The organism is Pandoraea sp. XY-2 (genome assembly GCF_004193915.1).
Classification (GTDB): Bacteria; Pseudomonadota; Gammaproteobacteria; order Burkholderiales; family Burkholderiaceae; genus Pandoraea; species Pandoraea cepalis.
In genome coordinates this window covers 1,528,157-1,544,371 of the sequence record NZ_CP030849.1, presented here as the reverse complement: position 1 = coordinate 1,544,371, position 16,215 = coordinate 1,528,157, and the positions used below count along the sequence as shown (strand labels likewise).

General features: G+C 65.2%; 16 protein-coding genes and 1 pseudogene. 8 read left to right on the top strand and 9 right to left on the bottom strand.

The annotated features are described in order from the left end of the window. Window positions 1–9: 9 nt before the first annotated feature. Window positions 10–2,874 carry a formate dehydrogenase subunit alpha gene (fdhF, locus tag DRB87_RS07040; protein WP_130025383.1) on the top strand — a complete coding sequence of 955 codons (2,865 nt, stop codon included), beginning with the start codon at window positions 10–12 and terminating at the stop codon, window positions 2,872–2,874. Window positions 2,875–3,084: 210 nt separating this feature from the next. Then, entirely contained in the window at window positions 3,085–3,318 is a 234-nt protein-coding gene (locus tag DRB87_RS07035; RefSeq protein ID WP_130025382.1) for a formate dehydrogenase subunit delta, read from the top strand. Window positions 3,319–3,453: 135 nt separating this feature from the next. Here the strand turns inward: DRB87_RS07035 and DRB87_RS07030 are convergent, their stop codons facing one another. Together DRB87_RS07030 and DRB87_RS07025 are read right to left on the bottom strand one after the other, a co-directional pair. Next, entirely contained in the window at window positions 3,454–4,302 is an 849-nt protein-coding gene (locus DRB87_RS07030; protein ID WP_130025381.1) for an EamA family transporter, read from the bottom strand. Between the two features lie 421 nt (window positions 4,303–4,723). Beyond that, window positions 4,724–5,218 (bottom strand): hypothetical protein, encoded by a 495-nt coding sequence (locus DRB87_RS07025; protein WP_130025380.1) that lies wholly within the window; start codon window positions 5,216–5,218, stop codon window positions 4,724–4,726. 355 nt (window positions 5,219–5,573) lie between these two features. Here DRB87_RS07025 and DRB87_RS23465 point away from each other — a divergent pair, with 355 nt between their 5' ends. Both DRB87_RS23465 and DRB87_RS07020 read left to right on the top strand, forming a co-directional pair. Then, window positions 5,574–5,711, top strand: a complete 138-nt coding sequence (locus DRB87_RS23465) for a hypothetical protein (RefSeq protein ID WP_240756215.1) — start codon at window positions 5,574–5,576, stop codon at window positions 5,709–5,711. Further along, window positions 5,711–6,121, top strand: a complete 411-nt coding sequence (locus tag DRB87_RS07020; protein ID WP_240756214.1) for a DNA-binding protein — start codon at window positions 5,711–5,713, stop codon at window positions 6,119–6,121. The genes DRB87_RS23465 and DRB87_RS07020 overlap by 1 nt, the downstream gene beginning before the upstream one ends. On the opposite strand, the gene DRB87_RS07015 is transcribed toward DRB87_RS07020, so the two are convergent. From DRB87_RS07015 to DRB87_RS07005, 3 genes are all read right to left on the bottom strand, one after another. Next, a complete protein-coding gene (locus tag DRB87_RS07015) occupies window positions 6,105–6,776 on the bottom strand; it encodes a ShlB/FhaC/HecB family hemolysin secretion/activation protein (protein ID WP_130025379.1) in 672 nt (223 codons plus the stop codon). The genes DRB87_RS07020 and DRB87_RS07015 overlap by 17 nt on opposite strands. Further along, a complete protein-coding gene (locus tag DRB87_RS07010) occupies window positions 6,770–7,264 on the bottom strand; it encodes a hypothetical protein (RefSeq protein WP_130025378.1) in 495 nt (164 codons plus the stop codon). Before DRB87_RS07010 ends, DRB87_RS07015 begins: the two co-directional genes overlap by 7 nt. A 530-nt stretch (window positions 7,265–7,794) precedes the next feature. Beyond that, on the bottom strand, window positions 7,795–8,097 hold the full coding sequence (locus tag DRB87_RS07005) for a hypothetical protein (protein ID WP_240756213.1): 303 nt from the start codon (window positions 8,095–8,097) through the stop codon (window positions 7,795–7,797). Between the two features lie 380 nt (window positions 8,098–8,477). Between DRB87_RS07005 and DRB87_RS07000 the strand changes: the two are divergent. Continuing rightward, window positions 8,478–9,807 (top strand): annotated as a pseudogene (locus DRB87_RS07000) (MATE family efflux transporter). Between the two features lie 58 nt (window positions 9,808–9,865). Here DRB87_RS07000 and hisN read toward each other — a convergent pair. Next, complete coding sequence (gene hisN, locus DRB87_RS06995; protein ID WP_130025376.1) at window positions 9,866–10,666, bottom strand: histidinol-phosphatase; 801 nt, start codon at window positions 10,664–10,666, stop codon at window positions 9,866–9,868. A 197-nt stretch (window positions 10,667–10,863) separates the two neighbouring features. On the opposite strand from hisN, the gene rarD reads away from it, so the two are divergent. From rarD to DRB87_RS06980, 3 genes are all read left to right on the top strand, one after another. Next, window positions 10,864–11,784, top strand: coding sequence for an EamA family transporter RarD (gene rarD / locus DRB87_RS06990; RefSeq protein ID WP_130025375.1), 921 nt, complete (start codon window positions 10,864–10,866; stop codon window positions 11,782–11,784). 93 nt (window positions 11,785–11,877) lie between these two features. After that, window positions 11,878–12,132 carry a hypothetical protein gene (locus DRB87_RS06985; protein ID WP_130025374.1) on the top strand — a complete coding sequence of 85 codons (255 nt, stop codon included), beginning with the start codon at window positions 11,878–11,880 and terminating at the stop codon, window positions 12,130–12,132. A gap of 265 nt (window positions 12,133–12,397) precedes the next feature. Beyond that, complete coding sequence (locus tag DRB87_RS06980; RefSeq protein WP_017233675.1) at window positions 12,398–12,859, top strand: universal stress protein; 462 nt, start codon at window positions 12,398–12,400, stop codon at window positions 12,857–12,859. A 105-nt stretch (window positions 12,860–12,964) separates the two neighbouring features. On the opposite strand, the gene DRB87_RS06975 is transcribed toward DRB87_RS06980, so the two are convergent. The 3 genes from DRB87_RS06975 to DRB87_RS06965 all read right to left on the bottom strand — a co-directional run bounded on the left by DRB87_RS06975 (window position 12,965) and on the right by DRB87_RS06965 (window position 16,133). Continuing rightward, window positions 12,965–13,783, bottom strand: coding sequence for a carbohydrate ABC transporter permease (locus DRB87_RS06975; RefSeq protein ID WP_130027770.1), 819 nt, complete (start codon window positions 13,781–13,783; stop codon window positions 12,965–12,967). 62 nt (window positions 13,784–13,845) lie between these two features. Continuing rightward, a complete protein-coding gene (locus DRB87_RS06970) occupies window positions 13,846–14,721 on the bottom strand; it encodes a carbohydrate ABC transporter permease (RefSeq protein ID WP_130025372.1) in 876 nt (291 codons plus the stop codon). Between the two features lie 107 nt (window positions 14,722–14,828). Further along, window positions 14,829–16,133: an ABC transporter substrate-binding protein gene (locus tag DRB87_RS06965; RefSeq protein WP_130025371.1), complete on the bottom strand. Its 1,305-nt coding sequence runs from the start codon at window positions 16,131–16,133 to the stop codon at window positions 14,829–14,831. Window positions 16,134–16,215: the final 82 nt, after the last annotated feature.

Below are 16,215 nucleotides of genomic sequence, written 5' to 3'. Positions count from 1 at the left end.
TCGCCCACCATGATGGACCCGATGTTTGAGAAGGATTACGGCACCCCGCGTCGCGAATCGACGCAGGAAGTCACGCTGGAAATCGACGGCGAACAGGTCACCGTGCCCGCGGGCACGTCGATCATGCGCGCCGCCTCCGAAGGCGGTGTGAACGTGCCCAAGCTGTGCGCCACCGACTCGCTCGAGCCGTTCGGCTCGTGTCGTCTTTGCCTCGTCGAGATCGAAGGCCGACGCGGCTACCCCGCGTCGTGCACCACGCCCGTCGAACCGGGCATGAAGGTGCGCACGCAATCGCCGAAGCTCCAGGAACTGCGCAAGGGCGTGATGGAGCTGTACATCTCCGATCACCCGCTCGACTGCCTGACCTGCGCGGCCAACGGTGACTGCGAACTGCAGGACATGGCCGGCGTGACGGGCCTGCGCGAAGTGCGATACGGCTTCGACGGCGACAATCACTTCGACAGCCAGAAAGACGAGTCGAACCCCTACTTCACCTACGACGCCTCGAAGTGCATCGTCTGCAACCGTTGCGTGCGCGCCTGCGAAGAAACGCAGGGCACATTCGCGTTGACGATCTCGGGCCGCGGGTTCGAAGCGCGCGTCTCGGCGGGACAGGATCAGTCGTTCATGGATTCCGAATGCGTGTCGTGCGGCGCCTGCGTGGCCGCCTGCCCGACCGCGACGCTGCAGGAAAAGTCGGTCATCCATCTCGGCCAGGCCGAGCACGCCAAGATCACCACCTGCGCCTATTGCGGCGTGGGTTGCTCGTTCAAGGCCGAGATGAAGGGTAACGAAGTCGTGCGCATGGTGCCGCACAAGGACGGTCAGGCCAACGAAGGCCACGCCTGCGTGAAGGGCCGCTTTGCCTGGGGTTACGCCACGCACAAGGACCGTATCCTTACGCCCAAGATTCGCAAGAAGATCACCGATCCGTGGCAGGACGTGTCGTGGGACGAGGCGCTCGACTATGCGGCGTCCGAGTTCAAGCGCATTCAGGCCAAGTACGGGCGCGATTCGATCGGCGGTCTGGTGTCGTCACGCTGCACGAACGAAGAAGACTACCTGGTGCAAAAGCTCGTGCGCGCCGCGTTCGGCAACAACAACGTCGACACCTGCGCACGCGTGTGCCACTCACCGACCGGCTACGGCCTGAAGGCAACGCTCGGCGAATCGGCCGGCACGCAGACGTTCAAGTCGGTCGAACACTCGGACGTGATTCTCGTGATGGGCGCGAACCCAACCGACGGTCACCCGGTGTTCGGCTCGCGCATGAAGAAGCGCTTGCGCGCAGGCGCCAAGCTGATCGTGATCGATCCGCGCCGCATCGACCTGGTCAACAGCCCGCACGTCAAGGCCGACTACCACCTGCAACTGCGTCCGGGCACGAACGTGGCGATGATCAACGCGCTTGCGCACGTGATCGTCACCGAAGGCCTGATGGACGACGCGTTCATTGCCGAGCGTTGCGAGGACCGCGCGTTCCAGCAGTGGCGCGAGTTCACTGCCCGCGCCGAAAACTCGCCCGAAGCCACCGAAGTGCACACCGGCGTGCCGGCGCACCTCGTGCGCGGTGCCGCGCGTCTGTATGCCAAGGGCGGCAACGCGGCGATCTATTACGGTCTGGGTGTGACGGAGCATGCGCAAGGTTCCACGACGGTGATCGGTATCGCCAACCTCGCCATGGCCACCGGCAACATCGGCCGTGAAGGCGTGGGCGTGAACCCGCTGCGCGGCCAGAACAACGTGCAGGGCTCGTGCGACATGGGCGCATTCCCGCACGAACTGCCGGGCTACCGTCACGTGTCGGATTCGACTGCCCGCGCGCTGTTCGAAGCGGAATGGGGCGTCGAGATCCAGTCCGAGCCGGGCCTGCGCATTCCGAACATGTTCGACGCGGCGATCGCGGGCACCTTCATGGGCCTGTACTGCCAGGGCGAGGACATCGTGCAGTCCGACCCGAACACGCAGCACGTGACCCATGCGCTCGAACAGATGGAGTGCATCGTCGTGCAGGACATCTTCCTGAACGAAACGGCGAAGTATGCGCACGTGCTGCTGCCGGGCTCGTCGTTCCTGGAGAAGGACGGCACGTTCACCAACGCCGAGCGTCGTATCTCACGCGTGCGTCAGGTGATGCCGCCGCGCGCCGGTTACGCCGACTGGGAAGTCACGATCCAACTGGCCAAGCGACTGGGCTACGAGATGAACTACTCGCACCCGTCGGAAATCATGGACGAGATCGCACGCCTCACGCCGACGTTTACCGGCGTGAGCTACGAGAAACTCGACCAGTTGGGCAGTGTGCAGTGGCCGTGCAACGAAGCAGCACCGGACGGCACGCCCGTCATGCACATCGACGAATTCGTGCGCGGCAAGGGCAAGTTCCTCATCACGCAGTACGTGCCCACGGATGAAAAGGTCACGCGCCGTTTCCCGCTCATTCTGACCACCGGGCGGATTCTGTCGCAGTACAACGTCGGCGCGCAAACGCGCCGCACGGACAACGTTCACTGGCATGACGAGGACCGGCTCGACATCCATCCGCACGATGCAGAAGAACGCGGCGTGAAGGACGGCGACTGGGTCGGCATTCAGAGTCGCGCGGGCGAGACCGTGCTGCGTGCCGTCGTGAGCGACCGCATGCAGCCCGGCGTGGTGTACACAACGTTCCACTTCCCGGAGTCGGGCGCGAACGTGATCACCACCGACAACTCCGACTGGGCGACCAATTGCCCCGAGTACAAGGTGACAGCGGTGCAGGTCACGCCGGTGGCGCAGCCGTCGGAATGGCAGCGTCAGTACTCGGACTTCAATCGCCAGCAAGAGGCCTTCCTCGAACACGCTCGTGGTGCGAGCGAGGCCAACGCGAACTGAGTCAGGGCAGGAAAAAGGGAAGCAACGCGCGCCGCGTCATCGGGGAGACCTTCGAGGCGGCGCGCTGCGACGGACAATCCGCGTCCATCGCCGGCGGCTGCGGCGAGCCTCATCGTCGATTGCCATCAGACGGTGCGGCGGACGCGCGATTGGCCACGTAAATGACGGCGGCCAACGCACCGAGAACGAATTCAGGGGACACAACAGATCATGGACACCGACAATCTGGTCAAGATGGCCAATCAGATCGGGGATTTCTTCGAGACGATGCCCGACCGCAGCGAGGCGCTCGACAACATTGCAGGCCACCTGCGACGCTTCTGGGCGCCGCGCATGCGCATGACGATTCTCGAACACCTCGAATCCACCGACGGACATGGGATGCGCGAGATCGTCGTGGCGGCGATCACGGCGCATCGCGCCGAACTCTGGCCACGCGGCTGAGCACACCCCACCCAGGTACGACGCATGGCCGCCGTGGCCGCTGATCGGGTGACTGATGCATCGACGGGTGCCTTCGCAGATGTCGCCACGTAGTCGCTGCGCAGGTGCCGCTCAGGTCAGCGCTCGGGTGCGCACCTAAGCGCTCAGTTTGATGAGTACCGCCCCGCCGACCACGAGGCCGCACGCCACGAGACGGCGGGCATTGAGCTTTTCGCGCAGGAACAACCAGCCCAGCAGCACCGCGATGATGGCGCTGGACTCGCGCAACGCCGACACGACACCCATGGGCAAGTATTGCAGCGCGAACACCACCATGGCATAGGCGCATTGCGCGACGATGCCCGCCCCCAGCGCTTCGGCCACGCGGCGGCGCGGCGCAAGGAACATGCCGCGCAATCCGCCCCGCCACTTCGCCACGGCACCGATCACCGGCACGCTCGCGAAAAGGTAGGCCCATGCGAGGTACCCGAAGCCGTTGCCGTTCGACAATCGCACGCCGAAGCCGTCGACAATCGTGTACGCCGCAATGAACACTCCCGTGAGCAACGCCGCAGGCACGCTGTCGCCCGAGAAGCGGCGCCCACGCAACGCCAGCGTCAGAATGCCGGCGCAGATACCCACGATGCCCCACGCCGCCATCGCCGTCGGCCACTCGCCCGCCAGCAGCAACGCCGCCCCCGAAATCAGCAACGGAGAAATGCCGCGTGCGATGGGATAGATCTGCCCGAACTCACCGACGCGATAGGCCCGGATGAGCGCCGCCGTGTACGCGACCTGCGCGCCGGCGGAGAGCAGAACAAGCGGCCAGACCTGTACTGGCGGCAGCGGCAACCACACGATGCCGGCCACGGCGGCGAGTCCTTGCGGCACCGCCATCACGCCGACTTGCCAGACGCGATCGGGACTGGCGTGGAGAAAGGCGTTCCAGGTGGCGTGCATCAGTGCCGAGAGCAGCACCAACAGCACAATGGGCGTGGTTGTCATGGGAATGAATCGCAGCGGGCGGATGCCCGGGGGACGACGCAGGCCGCCCGCGTCGGACAGCACGCAAAGCGCCATTGTCGCAGCGGCGACCCCATCGAGATAGGGCCAACGTGAAGGATTCCTACGGGGCCAGGCCGCTGCGCGATCGCCGCGCCCCACGTCATCGATTCACGTCGCCTGCACCTCGTCGCTCGGTTGCGATGGCGTAACCGGTGCGCGCGGGCCTCGGTCGACGGTGCGCAAGCCACCTGCCGCCGGCGCCGCGCCGGCAAAAGTTGTCCACACCCTGTGTGGATAACCCACTGGATAACCTGCCCTTACCTTCTCGAACGCCTCACGAACAAAGGCTGTCAAGAGCCATGCTCAAAAAACGATCAGCCGCGGAACAAATTTTCGGCTTGACGGTCTTCCCCCTCCCTGCTCAGGCGCCGTCGCCTTCGTTTGCCGACGCATCGGGCTCCTTCGCAACCGGCGCATCGGATTTCCCGGATGCGGCGGGCGACGACTGCGGCGCGCCGCGCAGCGCCGCCACCACCTGACTCTGCCCGAGCACCGCGTCCGGCGCCTGCTGCAAGGCCAGGCGATAGCGCTCGCCGAACTCGACGTCGGTGTGACGGAACAGCTTGGCCGCTTCGTCGGCCAGGGCAATGCCGGCGTCTGCCTGCGGCGGCGTCTGCTCCAGCCATTCGTCGAGGGCGACGATCAGACGCGAGAGCGGGTCGAGCCAGCGAAACCAGGCGTCTTCGGTGAGCAACTGCACGAAGCGTCCGGTGGGCACCGGTCCGAAGACTGCTTCGTATTGCAGACGATCGTTGGCGATCAGCACCTTGTGCTGGGCGAGCAGCGCGGCGCGCAACGCCTGCATGGCAGCGATGTGGGCGGCACTGGCCGGTGTATTGTCAGTCGGTTCGGTCATCTATCGCCCCGTGTACGTCAGAAAGGTTGGGAAACGGAAATGGAAAGCGTCTTACATGCACTTTAGGACTTGGCCCATAGCCAGCAGACGTTTGGGTCACGATACTACACGGGTCTCGCAAACACCTCGCGAGATCGGGCTTTCACTTCCCCGTGGAAGGCCTGCTTCCTCACCCGCCAAGCCGGCGGGTTTTTTTTGCCCGTGTGCCCCCCGCTGCGCGGTCATCCCCACAATCTGCCAACGCCTTCTGGCGGGCCCGACACGTCGTCGACGTCGCCTGCCGTCGATCGCGCTGGGCAAAGTCGTTTATCATCGGCACCGCTGCTTCCCCTCCCCCTCGATTCCGCCATCCGATATGAGCCATTCCGTGCGTCCCCAAACCATTGGTGTCATGGGTTCCGGCAAACAGCCGTGGACTGAACTGGCCGCGCCGCTCGGCCGCGCGATCGCCATGGCCGGGTTCCACCTGCTCACCGGCGGGGGCAGGGCGTGATGGCAAGCGTGAGCGAAGCGTTCTGTGCCGTTCCGCAGCGCCTGGGCCGCTGCATCGGCATCGTGCCGACCGAGGCCGTCGGCAACGATGACGAGCCGGTCAGGTTCCGCCCCGCGCCCGGTTATCCGAATCCGTTCGTGGAAGTGCCCATCGTGAGCCCGTTGCCGCGCCATCTGCCCGATGCGCCGCCAGGCACGCTCTCGCGCAATCACATCAATGTGCTTTCCAGCGATGTCATCGTCGCCCTGCCCGGCCAGCACGGGACACGCGACGAAGTCGGGCTCGCCGTGCGTTACGGCAAGCCCGTCATTTTGTTCGGGGACGTTGAGCATTTCACGGACATGCCCGCGACGCTCGTGCGAACGGTATCGCTCGATACCGTCATGGATTTCGTCAGAACGGTACGGTGAGCTTCGCGTCCACCGACTGGAAGCGATACGACCAGCCCGGCAGGCCGCTCGACGATGGCATCCACGGCGCGTTCAGGCGCTGCATCACCGACAGATCGAGCTTCGACGCCCCGAAATTGTGCGTGTGGCTCAGCCCCAACTCGGCATAGCTGTCGTAGGTGTGAAGCGCGTTCGGGTCTTCCGTGCGACTCCTGTTGTAGCGCAATTCCAGACCCGTCGAGCCATTCGCCGTGAAGTCGAACGCGCGGCGCACGCGCCATTGCAAGGTCTGTGTCTGCGTAATGCCGGCGTCGATCTGGTCCTTCGCCGCGTTGGCCTTGCCGGTGATCCCGACCGTCCAGTCGGCATCGATCGGCACCGAGTAATTGGCCGACAGATCGCGGTTCGTCGCATCGCGACGCGCATTCTGCAAATCCTGACTGAGCGTCGTATTGAACTTCCCGTACATGCCCAGCGGATTGTGCATCAACAGATTCGCCGTGCCCTGCATCTTGCCCGAGGAGGTCATGCCGCTGTTGTTCATGCCGACGTTGAATTGGTAGGGCCGCTCGTTGATTACCTGGAGGCCCACGGCCCCCTCGCCGGGCGTGCGGCTGAGTGTAGCGACGAACGGCAACTGCGCGTCGCGCACCACGAGCCCTCCACGCATCAACATGCGGATGTTGCGATCCGCGCGACTCTCGTGTCGCGGCAGTCCGCGCAGACACGAGGCACGCGCAAGGAACGCATTGGGCGGCGCGATATCCGGGCCGGCGGCGGCTCGCCGCGCTCGGCCGATGCCGCCGATGCCGCCGCATCCAGGTCGACGGCGGTAATGGCCGTGCCGTCAGCGCTCAGCTCCGGCGCCACGGCAAAATCGGCGGCCGGTAGTGGCGGCGATGGCGCCGGCGCCTGTGCCGACGGCGCGCTTGCCATGCCGTCCGCCTCCGGCGCGTCTTGCGACGGATCGACGCGCGACGCTTGTGCATCCGATGCCGGCTGCGGGGCCTCGGCCGCCGCGTCCCCGGCAGCGACCACGTCACTCGCCACTGATGGCGCGGCGCGCTTGGCGGCGTCGCGCTCGACGGCGGCGGCGACCGCGTTCGGATCATCCCCCGCGAACAAGGCAATGGGGTCGGAGGCGGCATCAGGATCCGTGGCCACCGGCGGCGCAGGCGCCGGGGGGGCGGCACGAAATACTGAGGTGCGAGACCGCGATCCCACAACCCGTAGGACACTGCGTTCCGCTCAGTAAAACAAGGTGGATTGATATCCGAGAACAAGGATTGTGCGTACGCGCCCACCGGCATCCCGGCATTCAGGCACGCGGCCAACACGAGGCAACTCCGCACGACCAGCTTTACCGACATTCGACACCTGAAAATCTCACCCCGCGCTGATGTCATCCACCGGCGTCGTGCGCCGCGTCCGACATGAGGGGGGTGTAGCGACAAAGCGCCATTTTACGTCGATCGAGTGTCCCCCTGCCAGTCGCAAAACGCGGGGAACTCTTTCGCCCGATCGCCACTCATATCGCGTGACTTCCCCTGTAGTGATTTTTGCCCGCCTCGCGCGGGCATTTTTATTGACGCTCGCCGATGACATCCGTCGCACCGCCTCCAACGCTTGTCCGGCGGACACATACGTCGGATGGCTGATGAATCAGCCGGCGTGCGAAGCGCTTCGCTACCACGTCATTTGGGCGCGCGAATCTCGTGAATCGTGCCTGGCCCCCAGCCGGTGGACGCCCAGGCGCCGTCGCGCAACGTCCATTCGTGACGGCCCGTCTGCTCCCAATGCGGCGGCGTGTAGCGCATGCCCGGGCGCTTGGGTTCCATATGTCCGTCGACCCAGTCGTAGCGACCGTCTGTCCACTGCCAGTAGCCCGGCACCCAGAATTGTCCGTGGGGCGCCGCGTGGTGATCCTCGAAGCGCGGCGGTGGCGGCCCCCGTTGCAGGGTCACGTCGGCGAGCACCGGCAGGCTCAGCAGACACAAGGCGCCCGCCAATGCATAACGACGGCGGGCAACCCGCAAGGCCGAAGATCGCAGGGAGGACGCGAGCCTCGAAACAGAAACGAGAGTCGAGGGCATCCGGCGCGAAGGCGAGGACGGCGAAGACGGCATATGCGGCCTTTTGTGACGAACGGAGACGTCGGGCATTGTACCGTTCGGGAATGGCACACCCCCGATCGCCGCGGCGGGCGCCCATCGCCCGGACGACTGCCAGACCTTATAATCGGCGCACTCGCAACCTGCCGCCGCTTGTGGCTTCCCGAATACCGGGTTTCCCGCCTTTCCGCTTTCCCGGATTGGCGGATTACCCGATTCCCCGATTCGATGGCAATCGCCCTGACCGGCCGCTGCCCAACTCACTCATGAACCCTGCCCCTGCGGCCGTCGGCCACCGGCAACTGCTTCGTCTGGCGGTGCCTATCGTGCTCGCCAATCTCACTCAGCCCCTGCTCTCGGCCGTCGACACAGCCGTGGCCGGTCATCTGCCGGGCGCCGCTTATCTGGGCGGCGTCGCCCTCGGTGCGCTGCTGTTGAACCTGCTCTTCTGGGGCTTCTCGTTCCTTCGCATGGGCACCACGGGCCTCGCGGCACAAGCGTTCGGTGCCGGCGACGCCGAGCGTCTGCGCGACACGCTCGCACGCGCGCTGACGCTGGCGTTCGCGATTGGCGCCGTGTTGCTTGTCTTTCGCGAGCCGCTGGTGTCGCTGGGGGTGTCGTGGCTGGGGGAAGCGCCCAAGTCCAATCCTTAGGACGACAATATGCAAGCATCCGCGTGCTCGCCGCGCCGCTGGCGCTCGGCAACTACGTGGTGCTCGGCTACCTGCTGGCGTGTCAACGCGTGCGGCAAGGACTTGCCGTGCAGGTGTTCATCAATCTCGTGAACATCGTGGCGGTGTTGATCTTCGTGCGGGGCTTCGACTGGGGGTGGCGGGCATTGCAGGGGCAACCGCGCTGGCCGATGTGCTCGGCTTTGCGCTGGGCGCATGGCTGCTCTGGCTCGCACGTACGCCCGGCTTGCCGCCGCTGCGACTGGCCGCGCTGGTCGAGCGCGGCGCCCTATGGCGCTTGCTGCGGCTCAATCTCGATATCTTCCTGCGCACGCTGTTTCTGCAACTCGCCTTTGCCTGGTTCGCTCGCGTGGGTGCGAGACTTGGCGACGTCACGCTCGCCGCCAACGCGCTGCTGCTGAACTTCCAGACGTTCATGGCGTTCGGCCTCGACGGCTTCGCCCACGCGGCCGAAGCCCTTGTAGGCGCCTATGTCGGTGCGCGTCAGCGAGCGGCGCTGCTGCATGCCATCCGGTTGTCGCTGGGCTGGGCGCTGGGGTGCGCCGTCGCGTTTTCCCTCGTCTACGCCGTGGCGGGTGGCGCGATCATCGATGCGCTGACCGATCAGCCGGCACTGCGCACGACGGCGCGCGAATTCCTGCCCTGGGCCGTGCTCTCGCCGCTCGTGGCGGTGTGGTGCTTCCAGCTCGACGGCGTCTTCATCGGCGCGACGCGTACGAGGGAACTGCTGACGTCCTCGTTGATCGGCCTGCTGGTCTTTGGCGCGGTCATGCCGTTCACGCTCGATGCCTGGGGCAATCACGGCTTGTGGGTCGCCCTCATGGCATTTCTCGCGACACGCGGCATCGTGCTGGGGGTGTTGCTGCCGCGCATCTGGCAAGGGCTTGCGCGCCCGATCACGTAACCCGCCAGCGAGGATGACCGGCACAACGACGACCGGGCGACAACTACCGTCGACGGCCTCAGTCCGCGCGAATACACGCCAGCGCGGCGGCGTGCAGCTCGGCATTCGCGGCGGCCAGCACGCGCCCCTGCGAGGTGAGCGTAAGCGGCCGGCCCTCCCAATCGGTGATGACGCCACCCGCCGCCTCGACCACCGGCGCCACGGCCAGATAATCGTAGGTTTGCAATCCCGCTTCCATGACCAACTCGATGTGTCCGCTCGCCAGCAGCCCGTAGGCGTAGCAATCTCCGCCGAAGCGGCGACGGCTGACCGCCTTCGTCAGCCGCTCGAATTGCGCATACTCCGCCGCGTTGAAGATGTCGGGCGATGTCGCATAGACGGTCGCGTCGGCCAGCGTCGTCACCGGGCTGGTGGCGCACACCGCACCGCCGAAGCGGGCCTCGCGCACGCCGCTGGCGGCGTCGTTCACGCCGATCCAGCGCTCGCCGGTCGCCGGAATGTCGATCAGGCCGACGACTGGCTGGCCGTGGTGCAACAGGGCGAGCAGCGTGCCCCACAGCGGGTGTCCCGTGATGAAGCTGCGCGTGCCGTCGATGGGGTCGACCGACCAGACGAATTCCGCGTCCACGCCCTGCTTGCCGAACTCTTCGCCCCAGATGCCGTGCGACGGATAGCGCGCCGCGATCTGCGCGCGCAGCGCCGTCTCGACCTCGCGATCCGCAATCGTGACCGGGCTCTCATCAGCCTTGTCGTCAACCGCCAGGCGCCGGCGGAACCACCCCAACGACAGCGGTCTCACAGCATCGGCCATCGAAGCGGCGAAAGCCGCATACTCGGCAACAGCGGGTACGGACGACATGCACGAATCTCCTGCAAAGATGCCGCACGCGGCGGCAATAATGGAAAACGATCGACGAATTGCGATCATACGCGTTCGCGGGCATCGCGGACCGTTCCGCTGCCATACGGCAGGCACGCCCCGATCTGGTGCGAATTTGCTATGCTCGCGATCTGACCCGGGCCTCGCCCTTTCCTTGCCCCGCTCACAGGACCCCCATGCTTTCCGGTCGCGGCGTGATGCTCTCTGTCTCGGCATCCGTCATGTTTTCCGTTATGCCGGCGCTCGTCGCGCAACTGGCGCCCCTGTCCGGGCTGGACGTCTTCGCCTGGCGCATGCTGCTCACGCTGCCCGGCACGCTCGTCATTGTGACGGCACTGCGCCGGTGGCATGTGCTGCGCAGCACGCTCTCGCATGTGTTGCATCGCCCTGCGCTGCTCGGCGCCGTGCTGCTGTGCTCAGCGCTGCTGGGCGTTCAGCTCTGGCTGTTCGTCTGGGCACCGCTGCAACAGCGATTGCTCGACGTCTCGCTCGGTTACTTTCTCTTGCCGCTCACGATGGTGCTCGCCGGCCGCACGTTTTATCAAGAGCGTCTGAGCCGACTGCAGACGGCGGCCGTCATCATCGCCGCGCTGGGCGTCGCACACGAACTCTGGGTAACGCACGCCTTGTCCTGGGTCACGGCGCTCATTGTGTTCGGCTATCCGCCCTACTTCTTGCTGCGCCGCCGGCTGAGGCTCGACGCGCTCAGCGGCTTCATCATGGAAGTGCTCGCGATGACGCCGGTGGCCGTCTTCGTGCTCTGGCACGCGTGGCCACAAAACGCCACGGTGCTCGGCGAGCCGCGCTACTGGTTCTGGCTGCCCGCACTCGGCCTGCTCAGCGCCAGCGCACTGGCGAGCACACTGGGTGCCGCGCGCTTGCTGCCCATCGGCCTGTATGGCATTTTCGGGTACGTGGAGCCGGTGCTGCTGTTCGCCGTGTCGATCGTCGTGCTCGGCGAGCCTTTCACCGCGCGCGGGCTCTGGACGTACGTGCCCATCTGGTTCGGCGTTGCGCTCATCGTGTTCGACAGTCTGCACACGCTGCGCCGCCAGCGACGGGTCAGTGTCGCCACGCGTGCCGACACGCCCCGTTGAGCCCGCTCGAGGCGTCGCCCCAAAGGCGGGCAGCCTTGCGCAGCAACGTCGCAGCGCCGCGCTATACTCCCGAGAGCTTATAAGACGACCTCTATGACAAATCTCGCCAAGATCGCTACGCTGCTCGCCTCGGGGCTTATGACGGTTGCGCTGTCGGCTTGCAGTTCGTCGGCCCCGCTGTTTACCTCGGACGGGCGTCCCACCCAGCAAATTCGGTGCTCGGCCAGCACCGCCGGCGACTGCGACCAGCGCGCCCGCACGCAATGCGTACAAAAGGACTACGACGTCCTCACGCGCGACGTGACGGCCGGTGTCGCCCATCTCGTGATCGCCTGCCGGCCGAACTAAGTCACGCGGTCCCCAAGGCCGCCTGGCGTTCCGGACGTTGAAACACCCTTCCCCTCTCGACGCGAGTCGCCCCGGCGGATACGCACCGACCCGTGACATTCCGATGGATGCTTGCGTGCGGTCAATACCGCGCCATGTCGCGGGATGACTTTCGATGCCCGCGATGCGAGAATGAAAATATTCCAACGAATTGTCGTGCATCGCGGTCGCGATGCCGCCCAGGCACCAAGCCTTCACGCACTTCCCGCACATAGAGGACACCATCATGTACGAACGCATTCTGGTCTCGATCGACGGCAGCACGCCCTCGAACCGCGCCATCGATGAAGCCGTCAAGCTCGTGGCGCTCAGCCAGGGCAAGATTCGCCTGGTGTCGGTCGTTCCCTCTCTCGCCAACGCCTACGCCGCCGGCGCCTACAGCGGCTTCGTGCCGTTGGAGAGCCAGGAGTCGTTCGAGAAGGAAACCGCGGAAATTCTGGCCAAGGCACAAACCGACCTGAAGCAGCGCGGGGTCGATGCCGAGACGAACATGATTACGCTCGAAGCCGGCACCGACGAAATCGCCGACGCAGTGCTGCGCGAAGCGCAAGCGTGGAATGCCGACGTGATCGTGCTCGGCACGCACGGCCGCCGCGGCATCAACCGACTGCTGCTTGGGAGCGTTGCCGAAACGCTGCTGCGCATCACCACGCTGCCGATCCTGCTGGTCAAGGCCACCGACAAGTAAGCCTGCAAGCGCCCGGCTTCACCAGCGCAAGCGACGCGACGGCACGCTCCCCAGCGTGCCGTTTTGCCTATTGCGGTCGCGCGACGTCGCGCGCCGCCATGCCTTTCATCGAATGCCCGCACGCATGAACGACTGCACGAACTGGCGCTGAAAGAGCAAAAATGCGACGAACAGCGGCGCGGCGGTCATCAGCGTCGCGGCCGTGATCATCGTCCAGTCGATGCCCTGATCGGTCGACGCAAACACCTGCAGGCCGACCGTGAGCGGACGTGTCTCGACGGAGTTCGTGACGATGAGCGGCCACAGGAAGTTGTTCCAGTGGTGACTGATCGACACCAGCGCGTAGGCGACATACACCGGGCGGGCGAGCGGCACATACACGCGCCAGAGCACCTGCCACGCGTTGGCGCCTTCCACGCGCGCCGCGTCGTCCAATTCGCGCGGCACGGTCTTGAACGCCTGACGCAACAGAAAAATGCCGAACGCGGACGCGAAGTACGGCAACGCAATGCCGAAGATCGTGTCGCGCAGTCCCATCCAGGCGATCGTGCGATAGTTCTCGACGATCAGCACGTCGGGCATGACCATCAGTTGGAGCAGCACGACCATGAACGCCACCTCGCTGCCGCGAAACGTGAAGCGGGCAAAGGCATACGCTGCCAGCGTGCCCAGCACGAATTGCGCCGCCAGGATCACTGTTACTAGAACGAAAGTATTGACGAGGTAGCGCCCAAACGGTGCAGCCTGCCATGCGTGCTCGAAATTCGCGAGCGTAAGCGGCGCACTCATGGAGAAGTGCGTGGCGTAGGCCGACGGATGGAACGCGCTCCACAGCGCATAGAGCAGCGGCAGCAGCCACAGCAGTCCGAGCAGCCATGCCCCGACGACGTCGAGCGGCGTCGTGTGACCGGTTGCGGAAAACACCGCAAGCGCGGCGCCTGGCTTTGTGGGCTTGCGGGGGCGCGTGTTCGGGCTGGCAGAGGTCGTCATTGATAATGCGTGCGTGAGTCGAGCAGACGGAATTTCACGAAGGCGACGACGGCGAGCAGCGTGAGCAGGACCACGGTGAGCGCTGCCGCGTATGAGGTATCCCAGAAACTGAAGGCCACCTGATAGATGTAGTACAGGAGCAGTTGCGTGGCGTTATCGGGTCCTCCACGCGTCATCACGATAATGTGATCGACGAGACGGAACGCGTTGATGACGGCATTGATCACCACGAACACGGTCGTGGGCATGAGCAACGGCCACTGAACGCGGCGAAAGAACTGCCAGCGCGAGGCGCCTTCGAGCGCCGCCGCCTCGGCCAGGGTGGGCGAAATCTGTTGCAGTGCGGCCAGGTAGAAGATCATGAAGAACCCGGCCTCTTTCCAGATCGTTACGACCATCAGCGCCGGGAGCGCGGTGTCGGGTTGCCCGAGCCAGTTGTGATCGCCCCACCCGAGCGCCTGCGAAATCTGCGCGATGAGACCGTACTGCGGCGTGTAGAAAAACAGCCAGATGTTCGCCACGGCGATCATCGGCAAAATCGCGGGCGTGAAGTACGCGAGGCGCAATAACGTGCGCCCCGGCACTTGCCGGTGCACCCACAGCGCCATGGCGATCGCGAGCGCAATCGCGGCGGGCACGGTGACCAGTGCGAACAAGAGGTTGTTGCGCAGCGCCTGCCAGAAGACCGGGTCGTCGATCAGAAGCCGATAATTCTCGGTGCCGACAAAGACAGACGGCATCCCGGCGCGGCCCGTCGAGAAAAAGCTGTGCCACAGCGTGGCGACGGCCGGATAGTGGGTGAAGGCGACGAGCAACACCAGCGCCGGAGACAACAGCAGCCAGGGCACCCACGAAGCAGAAGAGCGATTCATCGACGGTCCATCGATTCAACATGCGAGGCCGTGAAGATCGCGATCGTCGCGACGTTCAGGGCCCGCATTTCAACGAGACTGACAGCGAAGTCCGGCGTCGGCCAGACTCATCGAGCGTACGGACGCAGGATGCGATCCGCTTCACGTTGCGCGTCGTCCAGCGCCTGCTTGGGCGACTTGGTGCCGGTGAGCGCCGCTTGCAGGGCGTCGTTCAGGGCCTTCGTCACGCGCTGGTTGTCGTGCGTCGAGAACTCGGCCACGCTCACCGCGAGCTGATCGCGTGCCACGGCCGCAGCAGGCACCTTCTGCACATATTGCTTCATCGCCGGGGTTTCCCAAGCAGCCGGCGTCACGGCCACGTAGCCCGTGTCGATACCGAACTGCGCCGCACGCTCAGGCGAAGTGGCCCACTTGATGAACGTCATCGCCGCCTGCTTTTCTTCCGGCGAGGTCTTCTTGAACACGTAGAAGTTGCCGCCGCCCGTCGGACTGCCGCCGCGCACCTTGGCCGGCATCTTGCCGACACCGAACGGGAACGTGGCGTTGGTCCGGATGTTGGTCAGGTTGCCGGTGGTCGTGTAGATGATGGCCGCCTTCTTCTCGAGAAAGTCCTTCGGCGTGGTGCCCCATTCGATCGCCCCCGTCGGCATCGCCTTGTACTTCGTCGCAAGATCGACCCAGTACTGCAACGACTCGACGGCCTGCGGCGCGTTCAGGAACGTCTTGGTTCCCGACGGATTCATCAGTTCGATACCCGCCGGCGTGGTGAACGCCTGGAACAGCCAATACGGGAAGCCCACGGACGGCACCTTGATACCCCACTGCGTCACGTTGCCCGATGCGTCGCGCTTGGTGAGCTTCTGCGCGTCGCTGGCCAACTCGGCCCAGGTCGCCGGGGCGCGGTCCGGGTCGAGCCCCGCCTCACGGAACATGTCCTTGTTCCAGTACATGACGATGGTCGAGCGCTGGAACGGCACGCCCCAGGTGTGGCCGTTGACGCGCGAGTTCAACATCAGTGCCGGGTAGAAGCCGTCGAGCCACTGCTTGTCGGCCGACGTGTTGGCGATGCTGTCGATGGGCACCACCGCGTCTTCGTCGATCAACGTGAACACGTCGGCGGCAGCGAGCACAGCCAGTTGCGGCGGCGTGCCCGCCTTCGCGGCTGTCAGGGCCTTGACGACGGAATCCTGGTAAGTCCCGGCATATACCGGCTTGACCTTGATGCTCGGATGATCCTTTTCGAAGTCGGCCACCAGATCGTTGATGATCTTCGTCACCGGACCGCCGACGGCCACCGGGTAATAGAACGTGAGTTCCACCGGCTTCGTCTGCGCGATGGCCGAGCCGCTCAGGCCACCCAATGCCAGCGCGGCCAAACTGGCCGAAAACGTTTTCAGGATCGTGCGTCGCATATCGTTTGGTTCCCCATGTAAGCGTTGTGGTGATGTGCCGCCGTCGCGCCGCACCGAACCGATGCGGCAGGCCGGTGGCGGC